This is a genomic window from Gilliamella sp. B2772, assembly GCF_026536985.1.
Classification (GTDB): domain Bacteria; phylum Pseudomonadota; class Gammaproteobacteria; order Enterobacterales; family Orbaceae; genus Gilliamella; species Gilliamella apicola_E.
This window is the reverse complement of sequence record NZ_JAFNNB010000001.1, coordinates 951,060-970,397: the sequence shown is the minus strand read 5'-3', so window position 1 is coordinate 970,397 and position 19,338 is coordinate 951,060. Positions and strand designations below refer to the sequence as shown.

The following is a 19,338-nucleotide window of genomic DNA, read 5'->3' as shown; positions in this document are numbered from 1 at the left end:
GCTAATATCATGAATATACTTCAACGATTTAAAATTGATCCATTCTTGCTGACTTTGATTTGCGTTGTGACTACAGCAAGTATTTTTCCATGTAAAGGACAAGCAAAAGTGTTATTTGAGAATCTTACAACTTTTGCTATTGGTCTATTGTTTTTTATGCATGGTGCAAAACTGTCGTTTGATGCGATAATTGTTGGTATAAAAAATTGGCGATTGCATCTGTTGATATTTACTACTACCTTTGTAGTATTCCCTATTTTAGGGGTGATGATGCAGGTACTGGTTCCAACTTTTTTATCAGAAGATCTTTATTTAGGCTTTGTATATCTTTGTGTCCTACCAGCTACCGTTCAGTCAGCCATTGCCTTTACATCAATTGCAAAAGGCAATGTTGCTGCTGCAATCTGTAGTGCTTCTGCATCGACCCTATTAGGTGTCTTTATCACACCGGTATTAGTTGGATTATTAATTCATACTCAAGCTGCTGCTTCAATGAATATATTAGATGCCATTGAATCTATTATGCTTAAACTGATGGTGCCATTTATTGTCGGTCATTTATCAAGACGTTTTATTGGTAAATGGGTAGATAAATATAAAGGTGTAATTTCTAAGACCGATCGTATATCGATATTATTAGTTGTTTATGTGGCTTTTAGTGATGCAGTGGTTAATGGTATTTGGTCGAAAGTCAGCTTTTTATCTCTTTTAGAAATCATTGTGTATTCAATCATCTTATTAACTATTGTGTTATTAATTACGACTTATAGCTCGAGATTCTTGGGTTTTAACAAAGAGGATGAAATTACTATTGTATTTTGTGGCTCTAAAAAAAGTTTAGCGAGTGGTATTCCAATGGCTAGTGTAATTTTTCCTATGTCTATAACAGGCATAATAATTTTACCGCTAATGATTTTCCATCAAGTACAATTAATGATCTGCGCTGTTTTAGCTTCTCATTACGCGAAAAGAAAAATATAAAAATTGTTTTGCTCATTGGGTTATTCTCAAGGATAATAGAAGCGCTATTAACAACAGAAAGATATATTATGTTTCATCTATTTGCTGATTTAGAATTTTCTACGATTATATTACTAGTTTTAGCGCTATTTTTTGTTCTTTTTTATGAGGCAATTAATGGATTTCATGATACCGCAAATGCTGTTGCGACAGTAATATATACTAGAGCATTAAAAGAACAGCTCGCTGTTTTTATGGCTGGTATGTTTAACTTTTTTGGGGTATTACTTGGCGGGCTTAGTGTTGCTTATGCAATCGTTCACCTTTTACCTACTGATTTATTACTTAATGTAAGTTCTTCTCATGGACTTGCAATGGTCTTTTCAATTTTATTTGCTGCTATCATTTGGAATTTGGGTACTTGGTATGTAGGTATTCCTGCTTCTAGTTCTCATACTTTAATTGGTGCAATTATTGGTGTTGCATTGGCCAATGCATTTATTATGGATACATCAATCATTGATGCACTTAATATTCCAAAAATGATACAAATCTTTCTATCATTAATCATTTCACCAATTGTTGGTCTTGTTATTGCTGGATTAATGATTTTTTTATTACGAAAATATTGGACCCGTAAAGGTCAAGGTAAAAAACGTAGTAAAAAAAGAGAACGAATTTTTATGACACCAGAACAGCGTGAAAAGCTATATGGTAAAAAGAAACCGCCATTTTGGATTCGGATTATGCTTATTATTTCAGCCGCTGGTGTAAGTTTCTCGCATGGCGCAAATGATGGGCAAAAAGGTATTGGTTTATTGATGTTAGTATTGATGGGCATTGCACCCGCTGGTTTTATTGTTAACATGGGGGCATCAACTTATGAAATTACCAATACCAGAAATGCGATTCATAATATTGAAGAGTACTTTATCACTCATAATGATGATCTCAATACAGTAATTGGTAAACAGTCAGCAGTTGATACTGCAACTCCTGAAAATGATTTAAATAAATATCATTGTGATTATTCTCGATCCTTCACTACGTTAAGTATTGCTAACAATTTGTTCAATAAAATTAACGATTATGGTTCGCTTAATGTAGATCAACGTTCTCAAACTAGACGTATTTTATTATGTTTATCTGATACGGTATCTCATGTTGCTAAACAACCAAATGTATCAGCAGAAGATAAACAGTACCTAAAATCATTAAATAATGATTTATTAAAAACAATTGAATATGCACCAATTTGGATAATTATCGGAGTAGCTTCAGCACTTGCAGTTGGCACAATGATTGGTTGGCGGCGAGTAGCTATTACTATTGGTGAAAAGATTGGTAAAAAGGGAATGACTTATGCACAAGGGGTTTCAGCTCAAATTACTACAGCGTTATCAATTGGTATAGCAAGCTATACAGGAATGCCTGTATCGACAACACAAGTCCTTTCTTCATCTGTTGCCGGTACGATGATTGTCGATGGTGGAGGAGTGCAAAGTAAAACGATTAAAAATATTGCATTAACCTGGGTTCTTACTTTACCTATTTCAATTTTGTTATCTGGGTCACTTTTTTGGCTTGCTCAAAAATTAATTTAGTAGTAAAAAGGAAGTATAAAATCTTAATTTAATTAGAGCGTCAAAATAGGAAGGAGTGAATATTATGGCTTATAAACACATTTTAGTCGCAGTGGATTTATCACCTGAAAGTGAAGTTCTTGTTGAAAAAGCAGTCTCAATGGCTAGACCATATAATGCTCAAATATCACTCATTCATGTGGGCATCAATTACTCTGACCTTTATACAGGCCTAGTTGATATTAATATGAATGATATGAAAGATCGTATCACTGAAGATGCCCATATTGCATTAAATAAATTAGCTGATGATGCAGGTTATCCAATTGCACATACTCTTTCTGGTAATGGTGAATTTGGACAAGTATTAATTGAAGCTATCCACGAATATGGGGCAGATCTAGTTGTTTGTGGTCATCACCAAGATTTTTGGAGTAAATTAATGTCTTCAGCTCGCCAGCTAATTAATAATACCCATATCGATACATTGATTGTTCCTTTGAAAGATGATGAGCCATCCGAAGAACCATCTAAATGAAACATACGATATGAACCCGCCTTGTAGCGGGTTTTTTTATATATTTTTATCTAAAATTTAGATAGTTATGTTTTCAAACAAGTTGTATATATTTTGGCACCTATTTTTCTTTTCATTCAATATCGGTATACACTTGTAATTATTATGAAGGAGATTGGATATGAATATTGCTTTAGTTACTGGTGCTTCTTCTGGCTTTGGTAAAGCAATTTGCCGAAAACTTATTACTGATGGTTATAAAGTAATTGGTGCAGCCAGACGACTTGATGAATTACAAAAACTTGCACAAGAATTAGGTAATAATTTTTTACCGCTAACTCTTGATGTGACAAAAAAAGACTCTGTTGAAACAATTTTGTTACAGCTGCCTAAAGAGTTTCAGCCTATCGATATATTAATTAACAATGCAGGATTAGCTTTAGGTTTAGCACCCGCATATGAAGCTGATTACAATGATTGGGAAACAATGATTGAAACCAATGTTATTGGATTAGTGCATTTAACATATCAAATATTACCTGGCATGGTAGAGCGTAACTATGGTTATATTATTAATCTTGGATCAGTAGCCGGTACATATCCGTATAAAGGTGGAAATGTTTACGGTGCAACAAAAGCATTTGTTAAGCAGTTTAGTGCTAATTTAAGAACAGATTTATTGGGTAAAAAAATCAGAGTAACAAATATCGAACCCGGATTATGTGGAGGAACAGAGTTTTCCAATGTCCGATTCCATGGTAATGACGAAAAAGCTGCTGCGGTATATAAAGATGTGGATTTTATTACACCAGAAGATATTGCCAATACCGTCTCATGGTTAGTTAATACACCAAATCATTTTAATGTGAATTCAATTGAGATTATGCCGGTCGCACAAGCTTCAGCAGGGTTATCAGTTTGCAAAGAAGTTTAAGGTGAAATTAAATTACCATTATATGATACCGAGGTTTTAAAAAAATAATAAAAAAGTGAATTGAAAAACAAAATAGACTTGCACTTATGTTAATGGATTGCTATTCTTCTTATTTGTGATTTTGATTGAGGTTTTAGCAATGACATTTTCAGAAGTAACAAAAACATTTGCGACAAGCTTACCTGGTACCGATTCGTATGTAAAACTACGTAAGGCTATGAGGTCATTAATCCAAGAAGATCCGAATAACGCATCGGTTTACTTTTTAATTTTTGGATTTGCTCGCACTTATGTGATGTTATATGAAGATCAGGAAGTTTCACCACAATTTGCTGAAGACAATCAAAAATTAATGTTATCGTATCTCAACATACTTGATGAGGCATTACAAAAACAAAATGCCGAAAGTATCTATCAAGCCTTAAATAAGGTAGTGAATGAATACGAAAACAGCAAAAAGGTATTTTAATTATTTACAGCCTGACATGAAAATGTCGGGCTGTTTTGTTTAGGGTTTAGTTAAGGAAAAATAATGAAAATGGTAATGATGATTTCAGGCATTATTGGTACCACCGGCACTATTATGAAATATAGGGCGGGTTGATTTTTCCTTAAAAATATCGAAAAACCCGCCTCCAAAGGCGGGTTTTTTACTTTGTGAAATAAAAAAGTTCTTAAATAGAAATTAAAGTAAAAAGAATTCAAAATATTAGTTTTATCAGTATTTTTTAAAAATTGCATTTTGAATTATCATTGGCATAAGTTAGAAAAATAAGTAAGGTGTGATATGAAAGTTTTAAAATTTGGAGGAACATCTGTTGCCAACGCAGAACGTTTTTTGCGTGTAGCAGAGATTATTGAAAATAATGCTAAACAAGAACAAACGGCAACGGTTTTATCTGCACCAGCTAAAATTACTAATCATCTAGTGGCAATGGTTGAAAAAACCATTGCAAAACAAGATATCCAAACTAATATCTACGATGCTGAAAAAATCTTTGCAGACTTACTAGAAGGTATTTCGAAAGCGGTACCTAATTTTGCCTATGAAGAAATGAAAAAGTTTGCTCTAGATGAGTTAAATAACGTTAAACAACTATTAGAAGGTATTCGGCTATTAGGTCAATGTCCGGATAGTATTAATGCAAGTATCATTTGCAGAGGTGAAAAACTTTCGATTGCAATTATGCAAGAATTGCTGAAAGCGAAAGGTCATGCTGTAACAGTTATTAACCCTGTGGCAATGCTGATTGCTGAGGGGGACTATCTAGAGTCTACAGTTGATATTGTCGAGTCATCGCATCGAATCAGTGAAATGCATATACCTCCAGAAAATATAATTTTGATGCCAGGGTTTACCGCTGGTAATGAAAAAGGAGAATTAGTTGTTCTTGGCCGTAATGGCTCTGATTATTCAGCTTCAGTATTAGCAGCGTGTTTACGTGCCAACAGCTGCGAAATTTGGACTGATGTTGACGGAGTTTATACTTGTGATCCTCGAATTGTGCCTGATGCTAAATTACTAAAAACGATGTCTTATCAAGAAGCTATGGAACTATCGTATTTTGGTGCAAAAGTACTTCATCCAAGAACAATTTTACCTATCGCTCAATTTCAAATTCCATGTTTAATTAAAAATACTAATAATCCAGATGCAGCAGGCACGTTAATCGGCGCTAATGTTGTTGATAGCTCAACACCAGTAAAAGGTATCACTAATTTAAATAACATGGCTATGATTAATGTATCAGGTCCAGGATTAAAAGGCATGGTAGGTATGTCAGCGCGTGTTTTTTCCGCTATGTCTTATGCTGGTATTTCTGTGGTACTTATTACGCAATCATCATCTGAATATAGTATTAGTTTTTGTGTGCCTCAAACCGAACTCTACCGAGCTGAAGAGGCATTAAGTGAAGAATTTTACTTAGAGTTAAAGGATGGCTTACTTGAACCAATTGAAGTTATCGAAAAATTAGCAATTATCTCAGTTGTTGGTGATGGTATGCGTACTTTACGTGGTTTATCGGCTAATTTCTTTACTGCATTAGCCCGAGCCAATATTAATATCGTAGCAATTGCTCAAGGCTCATCGGAACGCTCAATCTCGGTCGTTGTTGATAATGATGTTGCCGTAATGGGTGTACGTGTGACGCATCAAATGCTATTTGGTACTGACAAAATGTTAGATGTGTTTGTTATTGGTGTTGGTGGTGTAGGTGGTGCATTGGTTGATCAAATTGGTCGGCAACAAAAATGGCTTAAAAACAAACAAATCGATTTACGTGTTTGTGGTTTATTTAATTCCAAACACGCTGTACTTAATCGGGATGGTATTGATTTAACAAATTGGCGCGATCAAATAAAACAAAGCGAGACCAATTATACTCTAAATAGCATTATTGATTTTGCCAAAAATAACCGGCTCCTCAATCCAATTTTAGTCGATTGTACTTCAAGTAGCGATGTATCAGATAAATACGTCGATTTTTTAGCTAATGGATTTCATGTTGTAACGCCAAATAAGAAAGCCAATACAAGTTCGATGGCTTATTACCATCGTTTACGGCAAGAAGCAGCTAATAGTAAGCGAAAATTTCAATATGATACTAACGTTGGTGCAGGTTTACCTGTGATAGAAAATTTACAAAATCTACTGAACGCGGGTGATGAATTAATCAAGTTTTCAGGGATTTTATCTGGATCATTGTCTTTCATTTTTGGTAAGTTAGACGAAGGTATGTCATTGTCAGAAGCAACTAAATTAGCGAAAGAAAAAGGTTTTACTGAGCCTGATCCTAGAGATGACTTATCAGGAACAGATGTCGCAAGAAAGCTATTGATTTTAGCTCGGGAGGCTGGATTACAACTAGAACTTGATCAAATTAAAGTTGAGTCAGTATTACCAGCTGAATATTCTAAAGGTAGTATCGATGAATTCATGGCAAAACTACCACAATTAGACGCTCAGTTTAAAGAAAAATCAGAAAAGGCAGCTAAAGAAGGAAAAGTGTTACGTTATGTTGGTAGTATTGATGGAAACCAATGTAGCGTTAAGATAGAATCTGTTGATAATGATGATCCACTTTATAAAGTTAAAAATGGTGAAAATGCTTTAGCATTTTATACTAGGTACTATCAACCAATTCCATTAGTATTACGTGGTTATGGTGCTGGTAATGACGTTACAGCTGCGGGTGTGTTTGCCGATATTTTACGAACCACATCTGGAAAAATTGGAGGCTAAATGAGTCAAAAATCATTAACTGTGTATGCACCTGCATCAATGGCAAATATTAGTGTTGGCTTTGATATTTTAGGTGCAGCAATCAATCCAATTAGTGGTGCGATGTTGGGCGACTGTATTACTATCGAGTCTGCAACTGAGTTTAGCTTTACCAGCCAAGGTCAATTTGTTAAAAATTTACCAAAGGATCCCAAATTAAATATTGTTTATCAATGTTGGCAGCGTTTTTGTAAAGCCATAGGGAAAACATTACCGATAAAAATGACGCTTGAAAAAAACATGCCTATTGGTTCTGGATTAGGTTCAAGCGCTTGCTCTGTTGTTGGTGCTTTTGTTGCGTTAAATAAGTTTTTTAATGAACCATTTAATAAATTTGAATTGCTCTCCATGATGGGCGAACTTGAAGGCTGCATTTCTGGTAGTGTGCATTATGATAATGTTGCTCCTTGCTATTTAGGTGGAATGCAACTTATTCTCGACGAAATGGGCATTATAAGTGAGTCAATACCTCATTTTGAAAATTGGTATTGGGTGATGGCTTATCCTGGTATTAAAGTTTCTACAGCTGAAGCTCGAGCAATATTACCAGCTCAATATCAAAAAGCCGATTGTGTCGCGCACGGTCGTTACGTAGGTGGTTTTTTACATGCTTGTTATACTAAACAACCAAAACTTGCAGCAGCAATGTTGATTGATAATATTGCAGAACCTTATCGTAAACAATTGCTACCTAATTTCGATGAAACACAAAAAAAGGTCAAACAACTTGGTGCACTAGCCTCGGGTATATCAGGCTCAGGGCCGACGATGTTTGTGGTGGCCGACAACCTTGAAACTGCGCAGCAGATTGAGTCGTTGTTAAAAAGTTCTTATCTACAAAATGAAGAAGGTTTTACTCATATTTGTAAAATAGATCCACAAGGTGCAAGAGAGATTTAAGTTATTAAACAAAACAATAATATTAAATCAATAAGAAAACAATTAAAGCATAAAAGAATTGGAACACATTATGAAACTGTATAACTTAAAAGATCATTCAGAGCAAGTTAGTTTCGCGCAGGCGGTACAACAAGGTTTAGGGAAAGAACAAGGTTTATTTTTTCCAGAACAATTGCCAAAATTTTCATCTGCAGAAATAGAAGCACTTTTAAAAATGGACTTTATAACACGTAGTGCCAAAATTTTATCGGCGTTTATTGGCAATGAAATTAGCGATAATGATATGCATCGATTAGTGCAAAACGCATTCCAATTTCCAGCTCCAGTTAAATCAGTAGAAGATGATATTGGAACATTAGAACTTTATCATGGCCCAACATTAGCATTCAAAGACTTTGGTGGACGCTTTATGGCTCAGGCTTTAGTCCAAGTGGCAGCAGATAAAAAGATTACTATCTTAACAGCAACCTCTGGTGATACTGGTGCTGCTGTCGCCCATGCGTTTTATCACTTACCCAATATTCGTGTAGTGATTTTATATCCGGAAGGTAAAATTAGTCCGTTACAAGAAAAACTATTTTGTACTTTAGGCGATAACATTCACACAATTGCTATTCAAAGTGATTTTGATGCCTGCCAAGCTTTAGTTAAAAAAGCGTTTGATGATGAAGAGCTAAAAACTACAATAGGTTTAAACTCAGCTAACTCGATTAATATCAGTCGGCTTTTAGCTCAAATTTGCTATTATTTTGAGGCTTATGCACAGCTTACGCCAAAACAACGCGAACAATTAGTTATTTCAGTACCAAGTGGTAATTTTGGTGATTTAACTGCTGGTTTACTAGCTAAAACGATGGGGTTACCAATTAAACGCTTTATTGCTGCTACTAATGCTAATGATACGGTTCCACGTTATTTAGAAACAGGAATATGGGAACCCCATAAAACTGTGGCAACATTATCAAATGCTATGGATGTTAGTCAGCCAAACAACTGGCCAAGAATCGAAGAAATTTATAAACGAGAAGGTTGGGTACTTAAATCATTAGGGCATGCTGCTGTTTCTGATTCCGTTTCCGTAGAAACGGTTAAGGAATTAGATAAAAAAGGATATTTATCCGAGCCTCATGGTGCTATTGCTTATCGTGCATTACGAGACCAGTTGCAAGAAGGGGAGTATGGTTTATTTTTGGGTACAGCTCATCCAGCTAAGTTTAAAGAAGTAGTTGAGGATATCCTTGGCCGATCAATCTCGCTACCACAACCTCTGGCTGAACGAGCTGATATGCCTTTACTTTCTCACCATATGCCTGATGATTTTAATAAATTACGTGATTTCTTAATCTCATTGACATGGTAAATTCAATTCCCGTCACCAGATTGGTGACGGTTTTTAGCTTTTTTGAATTATAAGTTAATTAATAGAGCTAGTTTATATTACTTTGTTGATAACTTGTTTAAATGGCTAATTTCGGCTATTGTAATGTAAGTTAAAACGTTATCAGGATATATTTATGCACTGTCCGTTTTGTAATGCAGATGATACAAAAGTTATTGATTCTCGTTTAGTTGGTGAAGGGTTTCAGGTTCGTCGTCGTCGACAATGTGTCGAATGTAATGAACGTTTTACGACATTTGAAGTGGCTGAATTAATTATGCCTAATGTTATTAAAAGCAATAAAGTTCGCGAACCTTTCAATGAAGATAAACTCCGCAATGGTATAAAACGAGCACTAGAAAAACGCCCTGTTAGTTTTGATGCAATTGAAGATGCAATTACTCGAATTAAATCGAAACTGAGAGCAACAGGAGAAAGGGAAGTACCGGCCAAATTAATTGGTAATTTTGTTATTGAAGAGCTTAAAAATCTTGATAAAGTTGCCTATATTCGTTTCGCATCTGTCTATTTTAGCTTTGATGATATTGAACAATTCAGTAATGAAATTGCTAAGTTACAACAAAAGTAATCCTCATTATGACTATGAATAAAGATCAATTTTATATGCAGCAAGCTATTGAGCTTGCTAAACTTGGTCGCTTCACTACTACCCCTAATCCTAATGTCGGTTGTATCATTGTTAAAAATGATCACATCATTGGTAAAGGTTTTCATATGAAAGCTGGTTTACCTCATGCAGAAGTCTATGCGCTAAAAATGGCTGGTGATGAAGCTAAAGATGCTACGGCTTATGTAACGCTAGAGCCTTGCAGCCATTATGGAAGAACGCCTCCTTGCGCAGATGCACTGGTTAAATCGGGAATTAAACGAGTTGTTATTGCTATGCAGGATCCTAATCCCAATGTCGCAGGACAAGGTATAAAGAGATTAACTGATGCAGGCATTGAAGTTTGTGTTGGCGTGTTAGCTGATCAAGCCGAAGCCATTAATAAAGGCTTTTTAAAACGGATGCGAACAGGTTTGCCATTTGTACAACTAAAAATGGCAGTTTCTTTAGATGGTAAAATAGCTATGGCATCAGGCGAAAGTAAATGGATAACCTCCGTTGCGGCAAGACAAGATGTTCAGCAATATAGAGCTCAGGCAAGTTGTATCTTAAGTACCAGAAAAACAGTTCAGGAAGATAATGCGAGTTTAACGGTTAGATATAATGAATTACCTAATTCAATTAAAGAAATTTACCCTTCTACCGAAATTCGTCAACCTATACGAGTGATAATCGATAGCAAAAATCAAATGACGGGTGATGAAAATATCTTTAATCAGCCTGGTGAAACTTGGTTGGTTAGAAAGCAAAATGTTCTAATATCATCACCAAATACAAAACTTATCATTGAATCATCAAACAGTCATCAAGTCGACTTATTAGAATTATTATCCATATTAGCCAAGCAGCAAATAAATTCTGTATGGGTTGAAGCTGGATCTCATTTAGCCGGTGCGCTAATTGAGCAAAATCTCGTGGATGAGTTAATCATCTATTATGCACCTAAATTACTTGGTCATAATGCACAAGATATGTTTGTATTATCTCACTTACAAAAACTTTCGTTAGCACCTCAGTTCCGATTTGAATCTGTTGAAATGGTGGGTGATGATCTGAAAATAATGTTGAGGAACGGGGTTTTTTGATAACTTTTATTTAAATATATTGTGCTATTTAATAATTTTTGAGTTGTTAATATTCTATTTTAACGATTAACTATATCTCTGTAATTTAAAAATAAAGTACAAACTGAGTATATTTTTACACTACTTAATCGGTTCAGTTCCTTTCTAGGGTTTATCGTTTACAACTTGTATGATAAATTTTATCTGTTTTTGAGTTAGGTATTTATCTTTTAACATAGGATGTGAAATGGCTAAAGTATCTTCGGCACAATTAAAGCGGCGATTGGAAATTGCTGCGATTGTGCGCAAAAATGGAGAAATAAAAGTTGATGAGTTATCTGACATGCTACAAGTTTCTCATGTAACTATTCGTCAGGATTTAACATATTTAGAACATCAAGGGTATTTAAAACGTTTTTTTGGGCGAGCAATCTATATTTCGCCTGAAGATTTTATTAGCAATTCAAATAGTGTGTATACAAGTCGTTTGGCATCATATCTTAATACTGATAATAGTGATGTTAATTTAGTAAAAAGCTGTCTAAATTATATTGAAGATGGTGATACAATTTTTTTAAGTCATGGTCATTTAATTCGAAAATTGATCCCTTTTCTGCATAATAAAAAATCATTAACAGTTATTTTAAATGATATTAATAACGCGAAACTCATTAGAGAATTCTCAGATGCAGAAGTGATTCTTGTTGGTGGTTTTTTAATAAATGGTAATGTACTACAGCATCCTAACTTTTCATCATCTATATTAACGCAATTCCCAATATCACATTTTATATTCGAATTCGCAGCTATTAATACTAACAATTATTTAGCTATTCAAGATATTGAACATCAAGAACTTTATCAACAGATATTAAAAAGTTCAGATCATTCTATAGGTATTTTACCACCAAGAATCAGCAGTAATGATAATCATACTATTGGTAAATTAAAAAACATGGATGTTATTATTTTATCCCGCTCCGCTGTTAATGAATATCATCAACTATTGCTTAATTCTAATTTTAAACAACATACAACAACTAAATATTCTGTGACTTACCATAATGCATTGGAGGCCTAATTAACATGGATGTTAAAATTTGTACAATGGGCGAATTGTTTGTTGAATTTGTTGCTAAGGAATTCAATCAACGGTTTGATTATACAAATGAATATATTGGACCATACCCTAGTGGAGCCCCGGCTATCTTTGCAAATCAAGTTGCCAAATTAGGTTTTCCAGTTATCTTTTTAAGTTGTGTAGGAAAAGATCCTTTTGGAAAAATGTGCATTAACCGACTTAAACAAGATGGGGTTAATGTTAATGGGATCACTTCTCACAATAAAGTAAAAACAGCTAGCGCATTTTCAACGCAAATTGGTCCAAAAGAGCGAAGTTTAATTTATAACGTTTTAAATAGTGCCTGTGGCTTAATTTCATTTGATCATGTGAATGAAGCTTTATTAAAAGACTGCAATCATTTACATATTATGGGATCATCACTTTATTCATTTCGAGCCATTGATGCGATGTGCAAAGTAATAAATTTTATTAAAAGCCATGGTGGAACTGTTTCTTTTGATCCTAATTTGCATAAAGAAATGTCGGAGATTCGTGAGATAGAACAGTCTTTTAGTTATATATTAGAATTTACCGATATCATTTTGATTAATGAAACACAAGTTAGGTATTTTTCTGAAAATTATGAAAGTGATGAAGAAACGATTAAAGCTTTATTGGAGAAAGGTATCAAACATCTCGTGGTGAAAAAAGGCAGTGATGGTGCAAATTATTATTGTTGCGATGATAAAAATAATATTAATACAATTTATTCTAAGGGTTTTAGTATTGATGCGATTGACCATTCGGGTGCTGATTACTGCTTTGATGCAACTTTTGTGAGTTTACTACTGTCAGGATTTAGTGTTGAACAGACTTTAATGTATGCAAATGCTTGTTATGCGTTGTCTTCATCTTATAAAGGACCAATGGAAGGAACATCATCCCTTATCGCGATTGAAAAATTCTTATCGGAAAATATAAATAATTAATCTTACTTCAAACCCTAAAAAAATCCCAATAACAATGTTATTGGGAAAACATAAGGAATAGGAAAACAATGAAATAAATGCATTGTTGTACATATTATGCACTCTTTTCAGATAAATTTTAGTTAAGATATGCGTAGGTTTAGTTAAATTGTTAGTATTTGTTTTGTTAATAAATAGTAAATCTTTTAACTGATTTCGTTATAAGAATATTTCAAGTAATGAATTTAAAAATAATTTCCCATGCTCTGTGATTTGCCAGCATTGGTTGTTATCAATCAAATATTTTTTTTCAAGAGCAGTCGATATCTGCTTATCAATAGAGTGTAAAGGTAAAAAAGTTCGTTGTTCAAATTCGGATTTAGGTGTGGCTTCAAATAATCTAAATCTATTCATAAAAAATTCAAATGCTAACTCATCTTTAGGGACAGTATAAGATTGTTCCAAATAACGTCCTTCTAAATATCCTTTAGGATGTTTTGTTTTTACGGTGCGAATAATTGTGCCATCATTTTGGGTTAATTTTCCATGAGCACCACAACCAATACCGATATAATCACCAAACCGCCAATAATTTAAATTATGTTGGCATTGATAATTGGCCTTTGCATAAGCAGATGTTTCATATTGTAGGTAACCATGCTTAGTTAATAATTGATGGCCTTGTTGATAAATATCCCATAACATATCATCATTAGGTAAAACAGGCGGTTTAGAACCAAATAAAGTGTTAGGTTCTATTGTAAGTTGATACCAAGATAAATGTGGCGGTGCAATTTCTATTGCCTGTTTTAGATCACTCAATGCATCACATACTGTTTGATTAGGTAAGCCATGCATTAAATCTATATTAAAGCTTTTTAACTTTAAATTTTGTGCTAATTTTCCAGCATCTATTGCTTCTTGCGGATTATGAACTCGTCCTAATTTTGCAAGCTTATCTGCTTGAAAGCTTTGTACACCAATTGATATTCGATTAATTCCAGCTTGTTGATATCCCTTAAATCTTTCTACATCAACTGAATTAGGATTGGCTTCAATTGTTATTTCTGCGTCGTGATTAATTGGTATAATTTTATTTATACTCATTAATAATTTATTAATTAACTCCGCGGAGAAAAGACTGGGTGTACCTCCACCAATAAAAATAGAGTCAATAGAACGATCATTTGAAAGCACGACGTCTTGTTTTAAATCATTAATTAAATGATTTATATATGCTGAATAATCGGGCGTTTTCTTCATGTTATGTGAATTAAAATCACAATATGGACACTTTTGTACACACCATGGCATATGTATATATAAACTCAACGGGATTTTATATTGAACCATATACCTTTCCTTAAATTTTTAAAAAAGTGTCAGCAACTGATAAGAAATAGCTGGCTATATTACTCCAATTTAGTAAAAAAAGCTTTTATTCCGTTTTTATAATTCGAATAATGCGCGTACAATTAATGACTAAAGACGATGTTCGCCAAGCAAATTAGATAGTTAGGAGTAAATATGAGTATTATTAAGCAGATTTTAGATAGTGATTTATCAAGTACATCAGTGAGTGCATCAGTTAATCAATGTACATTTGGTGAATTGCCTGTCATAGTGATTAAACATAAAAAGTGTTCAGCAGCAGTATCGTTACAAGGTGCTCATCTTTTATTTTGGCAACCTTCAACAGAACCGACACCGGTTATTTGGTTAAGTCAAAAAGCTAACTTTAAAAAGGAAGTTGCAATTAGAGGGGGAGTACCAATTTGTTGGCCATGGTTTGGTAAATTGGGTGATCCTATGCATGGTTTTGCGCGTCTGGTTGAATGGAAATTAGATTCTTGCAAAGAAGATAATAATGGAGTGAATTTAACTTTATCATTAACTAATAATCAGCAAACAGAACAGTTTTTCACAAAACCTTTCCAAGCTTGGTTAACCATTCATGTTGGACAAACGTGTGAAGTGAATTTATCTTGTACTGGGGATTTCGAAGCAACAAGTGCATTACATACTTATTTTGAAGTTAATAATATTAATGATGTCACTGTTAAAGGTTTAGGCGATTCTTATCAAGAACGCTTAGCAGTTGAAAATAAACCATCAATTTCAGGGCAACTTACCTTTAATCAAGAGGTTGATCGCATTTATACCCATGCGGATGACTCAATCCTTATTACCGATGGTAAACGAACAATTAAATTAACTAATGTTAATGCAAGTGATGTTGTTACTTGGAATCCTTGGATAGATAAAGCTAAAGCAATGGCGGATTTTGCTGATGAAGAATATCAATCTATGGTATGTGTTGAAACGTGTCGTATTAATAAGGCGTTAAAATTATCGCCAATACAGAAATCAACATATGGATTTAAGATTGAAGTTATTTAATCATTAGGTTTTGATATTGCAAACGCAATCAATATAAGACTATATCTTTATTAAACTGATTATTTGATTGCGTTTACAATCATAACACTTTATAATCCTTAGCGCTTTTTAGAGCATCAATTTTATAGCCAACTACTGGGTCGCCTGTAATTGGTTTTTTATTTAGAATAAACAAGAGAAATCAATATGTTTAAATTTAAAGCAGAAGTTAGAAAAGAGCATGGTAAGGGTGCGAGCCGCCGCCTGCGTCACGCTGGTCAGTTCCCAGCAATTGTTTATGGTGGAACAGAACCTGCAATTTCTATTGTGTTAGATCACAATCAAATTTTCAATATGCAAGAAAAACCAGAGTTTTATTCTGAAGTACTAACTATTGAAATTGACGGTAAAGCAGTTAAAGCTAAAGTGCAAGCAGTACAACGTCATCCATTTAAACCAAAATTAGTTCACATGGATTTTGTACGCGCATAATCATATGTTTGTTGAAAAATCATTCAACAATATCTTTAAATAAAAGGTCACCTAAATGGTGACCTTTTATTTTTTACTATAGTCTTAAAACGACAAATACCTATTGTTATAATTTATTCTATTAACTTGATGTATATTGGTATCAAACATAATAAAATAAATTGTAGATTACACCATTTTAGGAGAAACTCATGTCTGATATCCCAGCTTGCGATTTGGTAATTTTTGGCGCTAAAGGGGATTTAACAAGGCGCAAACTCTTACCGTCTCTATATCAATTAGAAAAATATGGAAAGTTGCCAAAGCAGACAAAAATTTTAGGTGTAGGTCGAGCTGATTGGGATCAAGCCGCTTACACTGAGGTTGCAAAAGATGCGTTAACCACATTTATGACTGAACCACTAGATGAAAGTATTTGGCAACGTTTTAGCCAACGCCTTAACTTTCATAAGTTAGATGTTAATGACATTGCCGGTTTTAATTTATTAAAAGATAAGCTTGAAAAGTCACATCCTGCTATTTTCTATTTTGCGATGCATCCCAATGCCTTTGGTACAATTTGCCAAGGGTTAGCTGAAGCAGGTTTAAATCAGGCTCAAAATAGAATTGTAATGGAAAAACCACTAGGTTTTGATCTGCAATCATCAAAGGAAATTAATGATTCAGTTGCAAAATTTTTCAGTGAATCACAAGTTTATCGTATCGACCATTACTTAGGAAAAGAGTCAGTTTTAAATTTACTCGCACTTCGTTTCGCTAATCCTGTATTTGCTTCGCTTTGGGATAGAAATTCTATTGATCATGTTGAAATCACTGTTGCAGAACAAGTAGGAATTGAAGGTCGCTGGGGTTATTTTGATAAAGCGGGTCAAATGCGTGATATGGTGCAAAACCATTTATTACAAATTCTGACGATGATTGCCATGTCTCCACCTGCAAATCTTGAAGATAATAGCTTGCGTAGAGAAAAGATTGCTGTACTTAATGCATTACGTCCAATTAATAAAGCAAATATCCGTGAAAAAGTTGTTAGAGGACAATATACTGCAGGGTTTGTTAATGGTATCAATGTTCCTGGTTATTTAGAAGAAGATGGTGCAAACAAACAAAGTAATACGGAAACATTTGTTGCTATTCGAGTTGATATTGATAATTGGCGTTGGGCGGGTGTGCCTTTTTATTTACGAACCGGAAAACGTTTACCAAGCAAGTGTTCTGAAGTAGTAGTTTATTTTAAATCTTTACCCCTTAATTTATTTAGTGAGTCTTATTCTGAACTACCGCAGAATAAACTAACAATTCGTCTACAGCCAGATGAAGGTATGGATATTGAAATTTTAAATAAGGTGCCAGGATTAGACAGTACACATAATTTACAAACGACTAAGTTAGATTTAAGTTTTAGTGAAACTTTTCATCAACAAAGTGCTGATGCTTATGAGCGGTTGTTACTTGAAGTGATGCGAGGAAGACAAGCATTATTTGTTCATCGAGATGAAGTAGAGGCAGCTTGGAAATGGGTTGATTCAATTATTAGTGCCTGGAAATTAGATAATGAACCACCTAAAACTTATCCTGCTGGTACTTGGGGGCCTGTCGCTTCGGTTGCTTTGATAACTAAAGATGGTCATTCATGGCATGAGTTTGAATAGAGGAATTTAACAATATGTTTACATTAAAAAAATATCCAAATAGTCAATTATTAATTGAAGATTTAGCTGCTTATATTGTCAAAGATTTGAAACAAGCTATTGATAAAAAGGGACATGCTTCTATTGCTGTATCAGGTGGTAAAACACCTATTCCATTATTTAAACTATTAAGCCAACAAGATTTAGATTGGCACAATGTTTTTATTACATTAGTAGATGATAGATGGGTAGATGATACCGATGACGCTAGTAATGAAAAATTAGTGTTAACTTACTTATTACAAAATAAAGCTAAATTGGCCAATTTTGTAGGTTTAAAAAATAGTTGTGATAATCCATTTGATGGTGCAGAAATTACAGACAAAATTTTAAATAAAATTCCTATGCCTTTAGATGTTTTAATCTTAGGAATGGGAGAAGATGGTCATACTGCCTCACTTTTCCCGGGTGCGGCAAATTTGCGGGCTGGTTTGGATATGAAATCAGGTCGCAAAGTTGTTGGAATGACTCCATTGACGGCTCCATTAGACCGCATTACTTTAACATTACCAACTATTTTAGATAGTCAAAATATCTATCTGCATTTAGTTGGAGAAAGCAAAATGCAGGTATTACAACAAGCAGAAAAGGGAGATGATATTAATCAAATGCCAATTCGTGCAATACTGCAACAAAACAAAGTCAATGTAATTGGTTTTTGGACAGCATCTTAACTGAACAATCAACTTTGCCAGTTTTACTGGCAAAGCTCTCATTTCTGGTCTTATATTAAAACACCTATTGAGCTATTTTTAATCATTAATAAATTGATTATTTGTGACTTTTTTTATTATTGGTTTGTTTCGGATATTAATAAACACTGTTAATAATTTCGTCTTACCATTTCTAAGCGCTTCACTTAATTTGTTAGTGCTCACTTATTATCTTATTAATTTCTTAAATTGTTAGAAATTAATTGATTAAATATCTATTATTTTTGTAACTTTTGTGGTAAAAAGTGGGGTTAAGTGGTAAAAAATAGGTTTTTAATTAACATATTGATTTTTTAATAATTTAAAAACAATAAAAATTAACAATTACGGTGCTTTCATGTTTAGTGGTGCAATTTCAGTCAATTTAGATAGCAAAGGGCGAATAGCAATCCCTACTCGTTATCGTGAATTTTTGCCTGATGGTTTAGTTTGTACCATTGGTTTATATCACCCCTGTTTGACACTTTATTCAATGACTGAATGGCAAAAAATTGAATTACAGCTATCAACATTATCAACAGTTGTTGAAGCAGAACGAAGAATTAAAAGACTATTATTAGGTTATGCAACGGAATGTAATTTAGATAATGCAGGACGTATTTTACTTCCACCAACTTTACGTACTTATGCAAAACTAGAAAAACATACCATGTTTGTTGGCCAATCTAATAAATTTGAGATATGGGATGAAGCAATTTGGTATCAACAAATTAGTGATGACATTGCCACATTATCAACAGATGTTGAAAACTTATCAGAAAATTTAAAAAGTCTAACAATTTAAT

At 33.8% G+C, this 19,338-nt stretch carries 18 protein-coding genes; 17 read left to right on the top strand and 1 reads right to left on the bottom strand.

Translation table 11 applies throughout. The features are described from left to right. Window positions 1-9 precede the first annotated feature (9 nt). From J3T98_RS04545 to J3T98_RS04490, 12 genes are all read left to right on the top strand, one after another. A complete protein-coding gene (locus J3T98_RS04545; RefSeq protein ID WP_065562471.1) occupies window positions 10-981 on the top strand; it encodes a bile acid:sodium symporter family protein in 972 nt (323 codons plus the stop codon). A gap of 68 nt (window positions 982-1,049) precedes the next feature. Next, a complete protein-coding gene (gene pitA / locus J3T98_RS04540) occupies window positions 1,050-2,564 on the top strand; it encodes an inorganic phosphate transporter PitA (protein ID WP_065562346.1) in 1,515 nt (504 codons plus the stop codon). A 64-nt stretch (window positions 2,565-2,628) separates the two neighbouring features. Next, a complete protein-coding gene (gene uspA, locus J3T98_RS04535; RefSeq protein WP_065562345.1) occupies window positions 2,629-3,081 on the top strand; it encodes a universal stress protein UspA in 453 nt (150 codons plus the stop codon). 160 nt (window positions 3,082-3,241) lie between these two features. Further along, window positions 3,242-3,994: an SDR family oxidoreductase gene (locus tag J3T98_RS04530; RefSeq protein WP_065562344.1), complete on the top strand. Its 753-nt coding sequence runs from the start codon at window positions 3,242-3,244 to the stop codon at window positions 3,992-3,994. Between the two features lie 139 nt (window positions 3,995-4,133). Further along, a complete protein-coding gene (locus J3T98_RS04525; RefSeq protein ID WP_065562343.1) occupies window positions 4,134-4,463 on the top strand; it encodes a hypothetical protein in 330 nt (109 codons plus the stop codon). Between the two features lie 318 nt (window positions 4,464-4,781). Then, a complete protein-coding gene (gene thrA / locus J3T98_RS04520; protein ID WP_065562342.1) occupies window positions 4,782-7,238 on the top strand; it encodes a bifunctional aspartate kinase/homoserine dehydrogenase I in 2,457 nt (818 codons plus the stop codon). Beyond that, the gene (thrB, locus tag J3T98_RS04515) at window positions 7,239-8,177 is read left to right on the top strand and encodes a homoserine kinase (RefSeq protein WP_065562341.1); all 939 of its coding nucleotides are present in this window, start codon (window positions 7,239-7,241) and stop codon (window positions 8,175-8,177) included. 70 nt (window positions 8,178-8,247) lie between these two features. Next, a complete protein-coding gene (gene thrC, locus J3T98_RS04510; protein WP_065562340.1) occupies window positions 8,248-9,537 on the top strand; it encodes a threonine synthase in 1,290 nt (429 codons plus the stop codon). Window positions 9,538-9,691: 154 nt separating this feature from the next. Next, complete coding sequence (nrdR, locus tag J3T98_RS04505; protein ID WP_034882816.1) at window positions 9,692-10,144, top strand: transcriptional regulator NrdR; 453 nt, start codon at window positions 9,692-9,694, stop codon at window positions 10,142-10,144. Window positions 10,145-10,158: 14 nt separating this feature from the next. Continuing rightward, window positions 10,159-11,268 (top strand): bifunctional diaminohydroxyphosphoribosylaminopyrimidine deaminase/5-amino-6-(5-phosphoribosylamino)uracil reductase RibD, encoded by a 1,110-nt coding sequence (ribD, locus tag J3T98_RS04500; RefSeq protein ID WP_267362231.1) that lies wholly within the window; start codon window positions 10,159-10,161, stop codon window positions 11,266-11,268. Between the two features lie 226 nt (window positions 11,269-11,494). Then, on the top strand, window positions 11,495-12,328 hold the full coding sequence (locus tag J3T98_RS04495; RefSeq protein WP_267362230.1) for a DeoR/GlpR family DNA-binding transcription regulator: 834 nt from the start codon (window positions 11,495-11,497) through the stop codon (window positions 12,326-12,328). A 5-nt stretch (window positions 12,329-12,333) separates the two neighbouring features. Then, window positions 12,334-13,299, top strand: coding sequence for a sugar kinase (locus tag J3T98_RS04490; RefSeq protein ID WP_065562337.1), 966 nt, complete (start codon window positions 12,334-12,336; stop codon window positions 13,297-13,299). Between the two features lie 198 nt (window positions 13,300-13,497). Here the strand turns inward: J3T98_RS04490 and hemW are convergent, their stop codons facing one another. Beyond that, on the bottom strand, window positions 13,498-14,631 hold the full coding sequence (gene hemW / locus J3T98_RS04485; RefSeq protein WP_267362229.1) for a radical SAM family heme chaperone HemW: 1,134 nt from the start codon (window positions 14,629-14,631) through the stop codon (window positions 13,498-13,500). 174 nt (window positions 14,632-14,805) lie between these two features. Between hemW and J3T98_RS04480 the strand changes: the two genes are divergently transcribed. The 5 genes from J3T98_RS04480 (at window position 14,806) to mraZ (ending at window position 19,337) form a co-directional block, all read left to right on the top strand. Next, complete coding sequence (locus J3T98_RS04480; RefSeq protein ID WP_267330043.1) at window positions 14,806-15,678, top strand: D-hexose-6-phosphate mutarotase; 873 nt, start codon at window positions 14,806-14,808, stop codon at window positions 15,676-15,678. Window positions 15,679-15,864: 186 nt separating this feature from the next. Next, on the top strand, window positions 15,865-16,149 hold the full coding sequence (gene rplY / locus J3T98_RS04475; RefSeq protein WP_065562334.1) for a 50S ribosomal protein L25: 285 nt from the start codon (window positions 15,865-15,867) through the stop codon (window positions 16,147-16,149). A 191-nt stretch (window positions 16,150-16,340) separates the two neighbouring features. Next, on the top strand, window positions 16,341-17,801 hold the full coding sequence (gene zwf, locus J3T98_RS04470; protein WP_065562333.1) for a glucose-6-phosphate dehydrogenase: 1,461 nt from the start codon (window positions 16,341-16,343) through the stop codon (window positions 17,799-17,801). Window positions 17,802-17,815: 14 nt separating this feature from the next. After that, window positions 17,816-18,514: a 6-phosphogluconolactonase gene (gene pgl, locus J3T98_RS04465; protein ID WP_065734809.1), complete on the top strand. Its 699-nt coding sequence runs from the start codon at window positions 17,816-17,818 to the stop codon at window positions 18,512-18,514. Between the two features lie 376 nt (window positions 18,515-18,890). Continuing rightward, a complete protein-coding gene (gene mraZ / locus J3T98_RS04460) occupies window positions 18,891-19,337 on the top strand; it encodes a division/cell wall cluster transcriptional repressor MraZ (RefSeq protein ID WP_065562331.1) in 447 nt (148 codons plus the stop codon). Window position 19,338: the final 1 nt, after the last annotated feature.

Coding starts and splice junctions, on each gene's coding strand:
- rplY (WP_065562334.1), top strand. CDS start 15,865: ATGTTTAAATTTAAAGCAGAAGTTAGAAAAGAGCATGGTAAGGGTGCG.
- thrB (WP_065562341.1), top strand. CDS start 7,239: ATGAGTCAAAAATCATTAACTGTGTATGCACCTGCATCAATGGCAAAT.
- nrdR (WP_034882816.1), top strand. CDS start 9,692: ATGCACTGTCCGTTTTGTAATGCAGATGATACAAAAGTTATTGATTCT.
- J3T98_RS04545 (WP_065562471.1), top strand. CDS start 10: ATGAATATACTTCAACGATTTAAAATTGATCCATTCTTGCTGACTTTG.
- uspA (WP_065562345.1), top strand. CDS start 2,629: ATGGCTTATAAACACATTTTAGTCGCAGTGGATTTATCACCTGAAAGT.
- ribD (WP_267362231.1), top strand. CDS start 10,159: ATGAATAAAGATCAATTTTATATGCAGCAAGCTATTGAGCTTGCTAAA.
- pitA (WP_065562346.1), top strand. CDS start 1,050: ATGTTTCATCTATTTGCTGATTTAGAATTTTCTACGATTATATTACTA.
- J3T98_RS04490 (WP_065562337.1), top strand. CDS start 12,334: ATGGATGTTAAAATTTGTACAATGGGCGAATTGTTTGTTGAATTTGTT.
- zwf (WP_065562333.1), top strand. CDS start 16,341: ATGTCTGATATCCCAGCTTGCGATTTGGTAATTTTTGGCGCTAAAGGG.
- thrC (WP_065562340.1), top strand. CDS start 8,248: ATGAAACTGTATAACTTAAAAGATCATTCAGAGCAAGTTAGTTTCGCG.
- mraZ (WP_065562331.1), top strand. CDS start 18,891: ATGTTTAGTGGTGCAATTTCAGTCAATTTAGATAGCAAAGGGCGAATA.
- J3T98_RS04495 (WP_267362230.1), top strand. CDS start 11,495: ATGGCTAAAGTATCTTCGGCACAATTAAAGCGGCGATTGGAAATTGCT.
- hemW (WP_267362229.1), bottom strand. CDS start 14,631: ATGGTTCAATATAAAATCCCGTTGAGTTTATATATACATATGCCATGG.
- J3T98_RS04480 (WP_267330043.1), top strand. CDS start 14,806: ATGAGTATTATTAAGCAGATTTTAGATAGTGATTTATCAAGTACATCA.
- pgl (WP_065734809.1), top strand. CDS start 17,816: ATGTTTACATTAAAAAAATATCCAAATAGTCAATTATTAATTGAAGAT.
- J3T98_RS04525 (WP_065562343.1), top strand. CDS start 4,134: ATGACATTTTCAGAAGTAACAAAAACATTTGCGACAAGCTTACCTGGT.
- J3T98_RS04530 (WP_065562344.1), top strand. CDS start 3,242: ATGAATATTGCTTTAGTTACTGGTGCTTCTTCTGGCTTTGGTAAAGCA.
- thrA (WP_065562342.1), top strand. CDS start 4,782: ATGAAAGTTTTAAAATTTGGAGGAACATCTGTTGCCAACGCAGAACGT.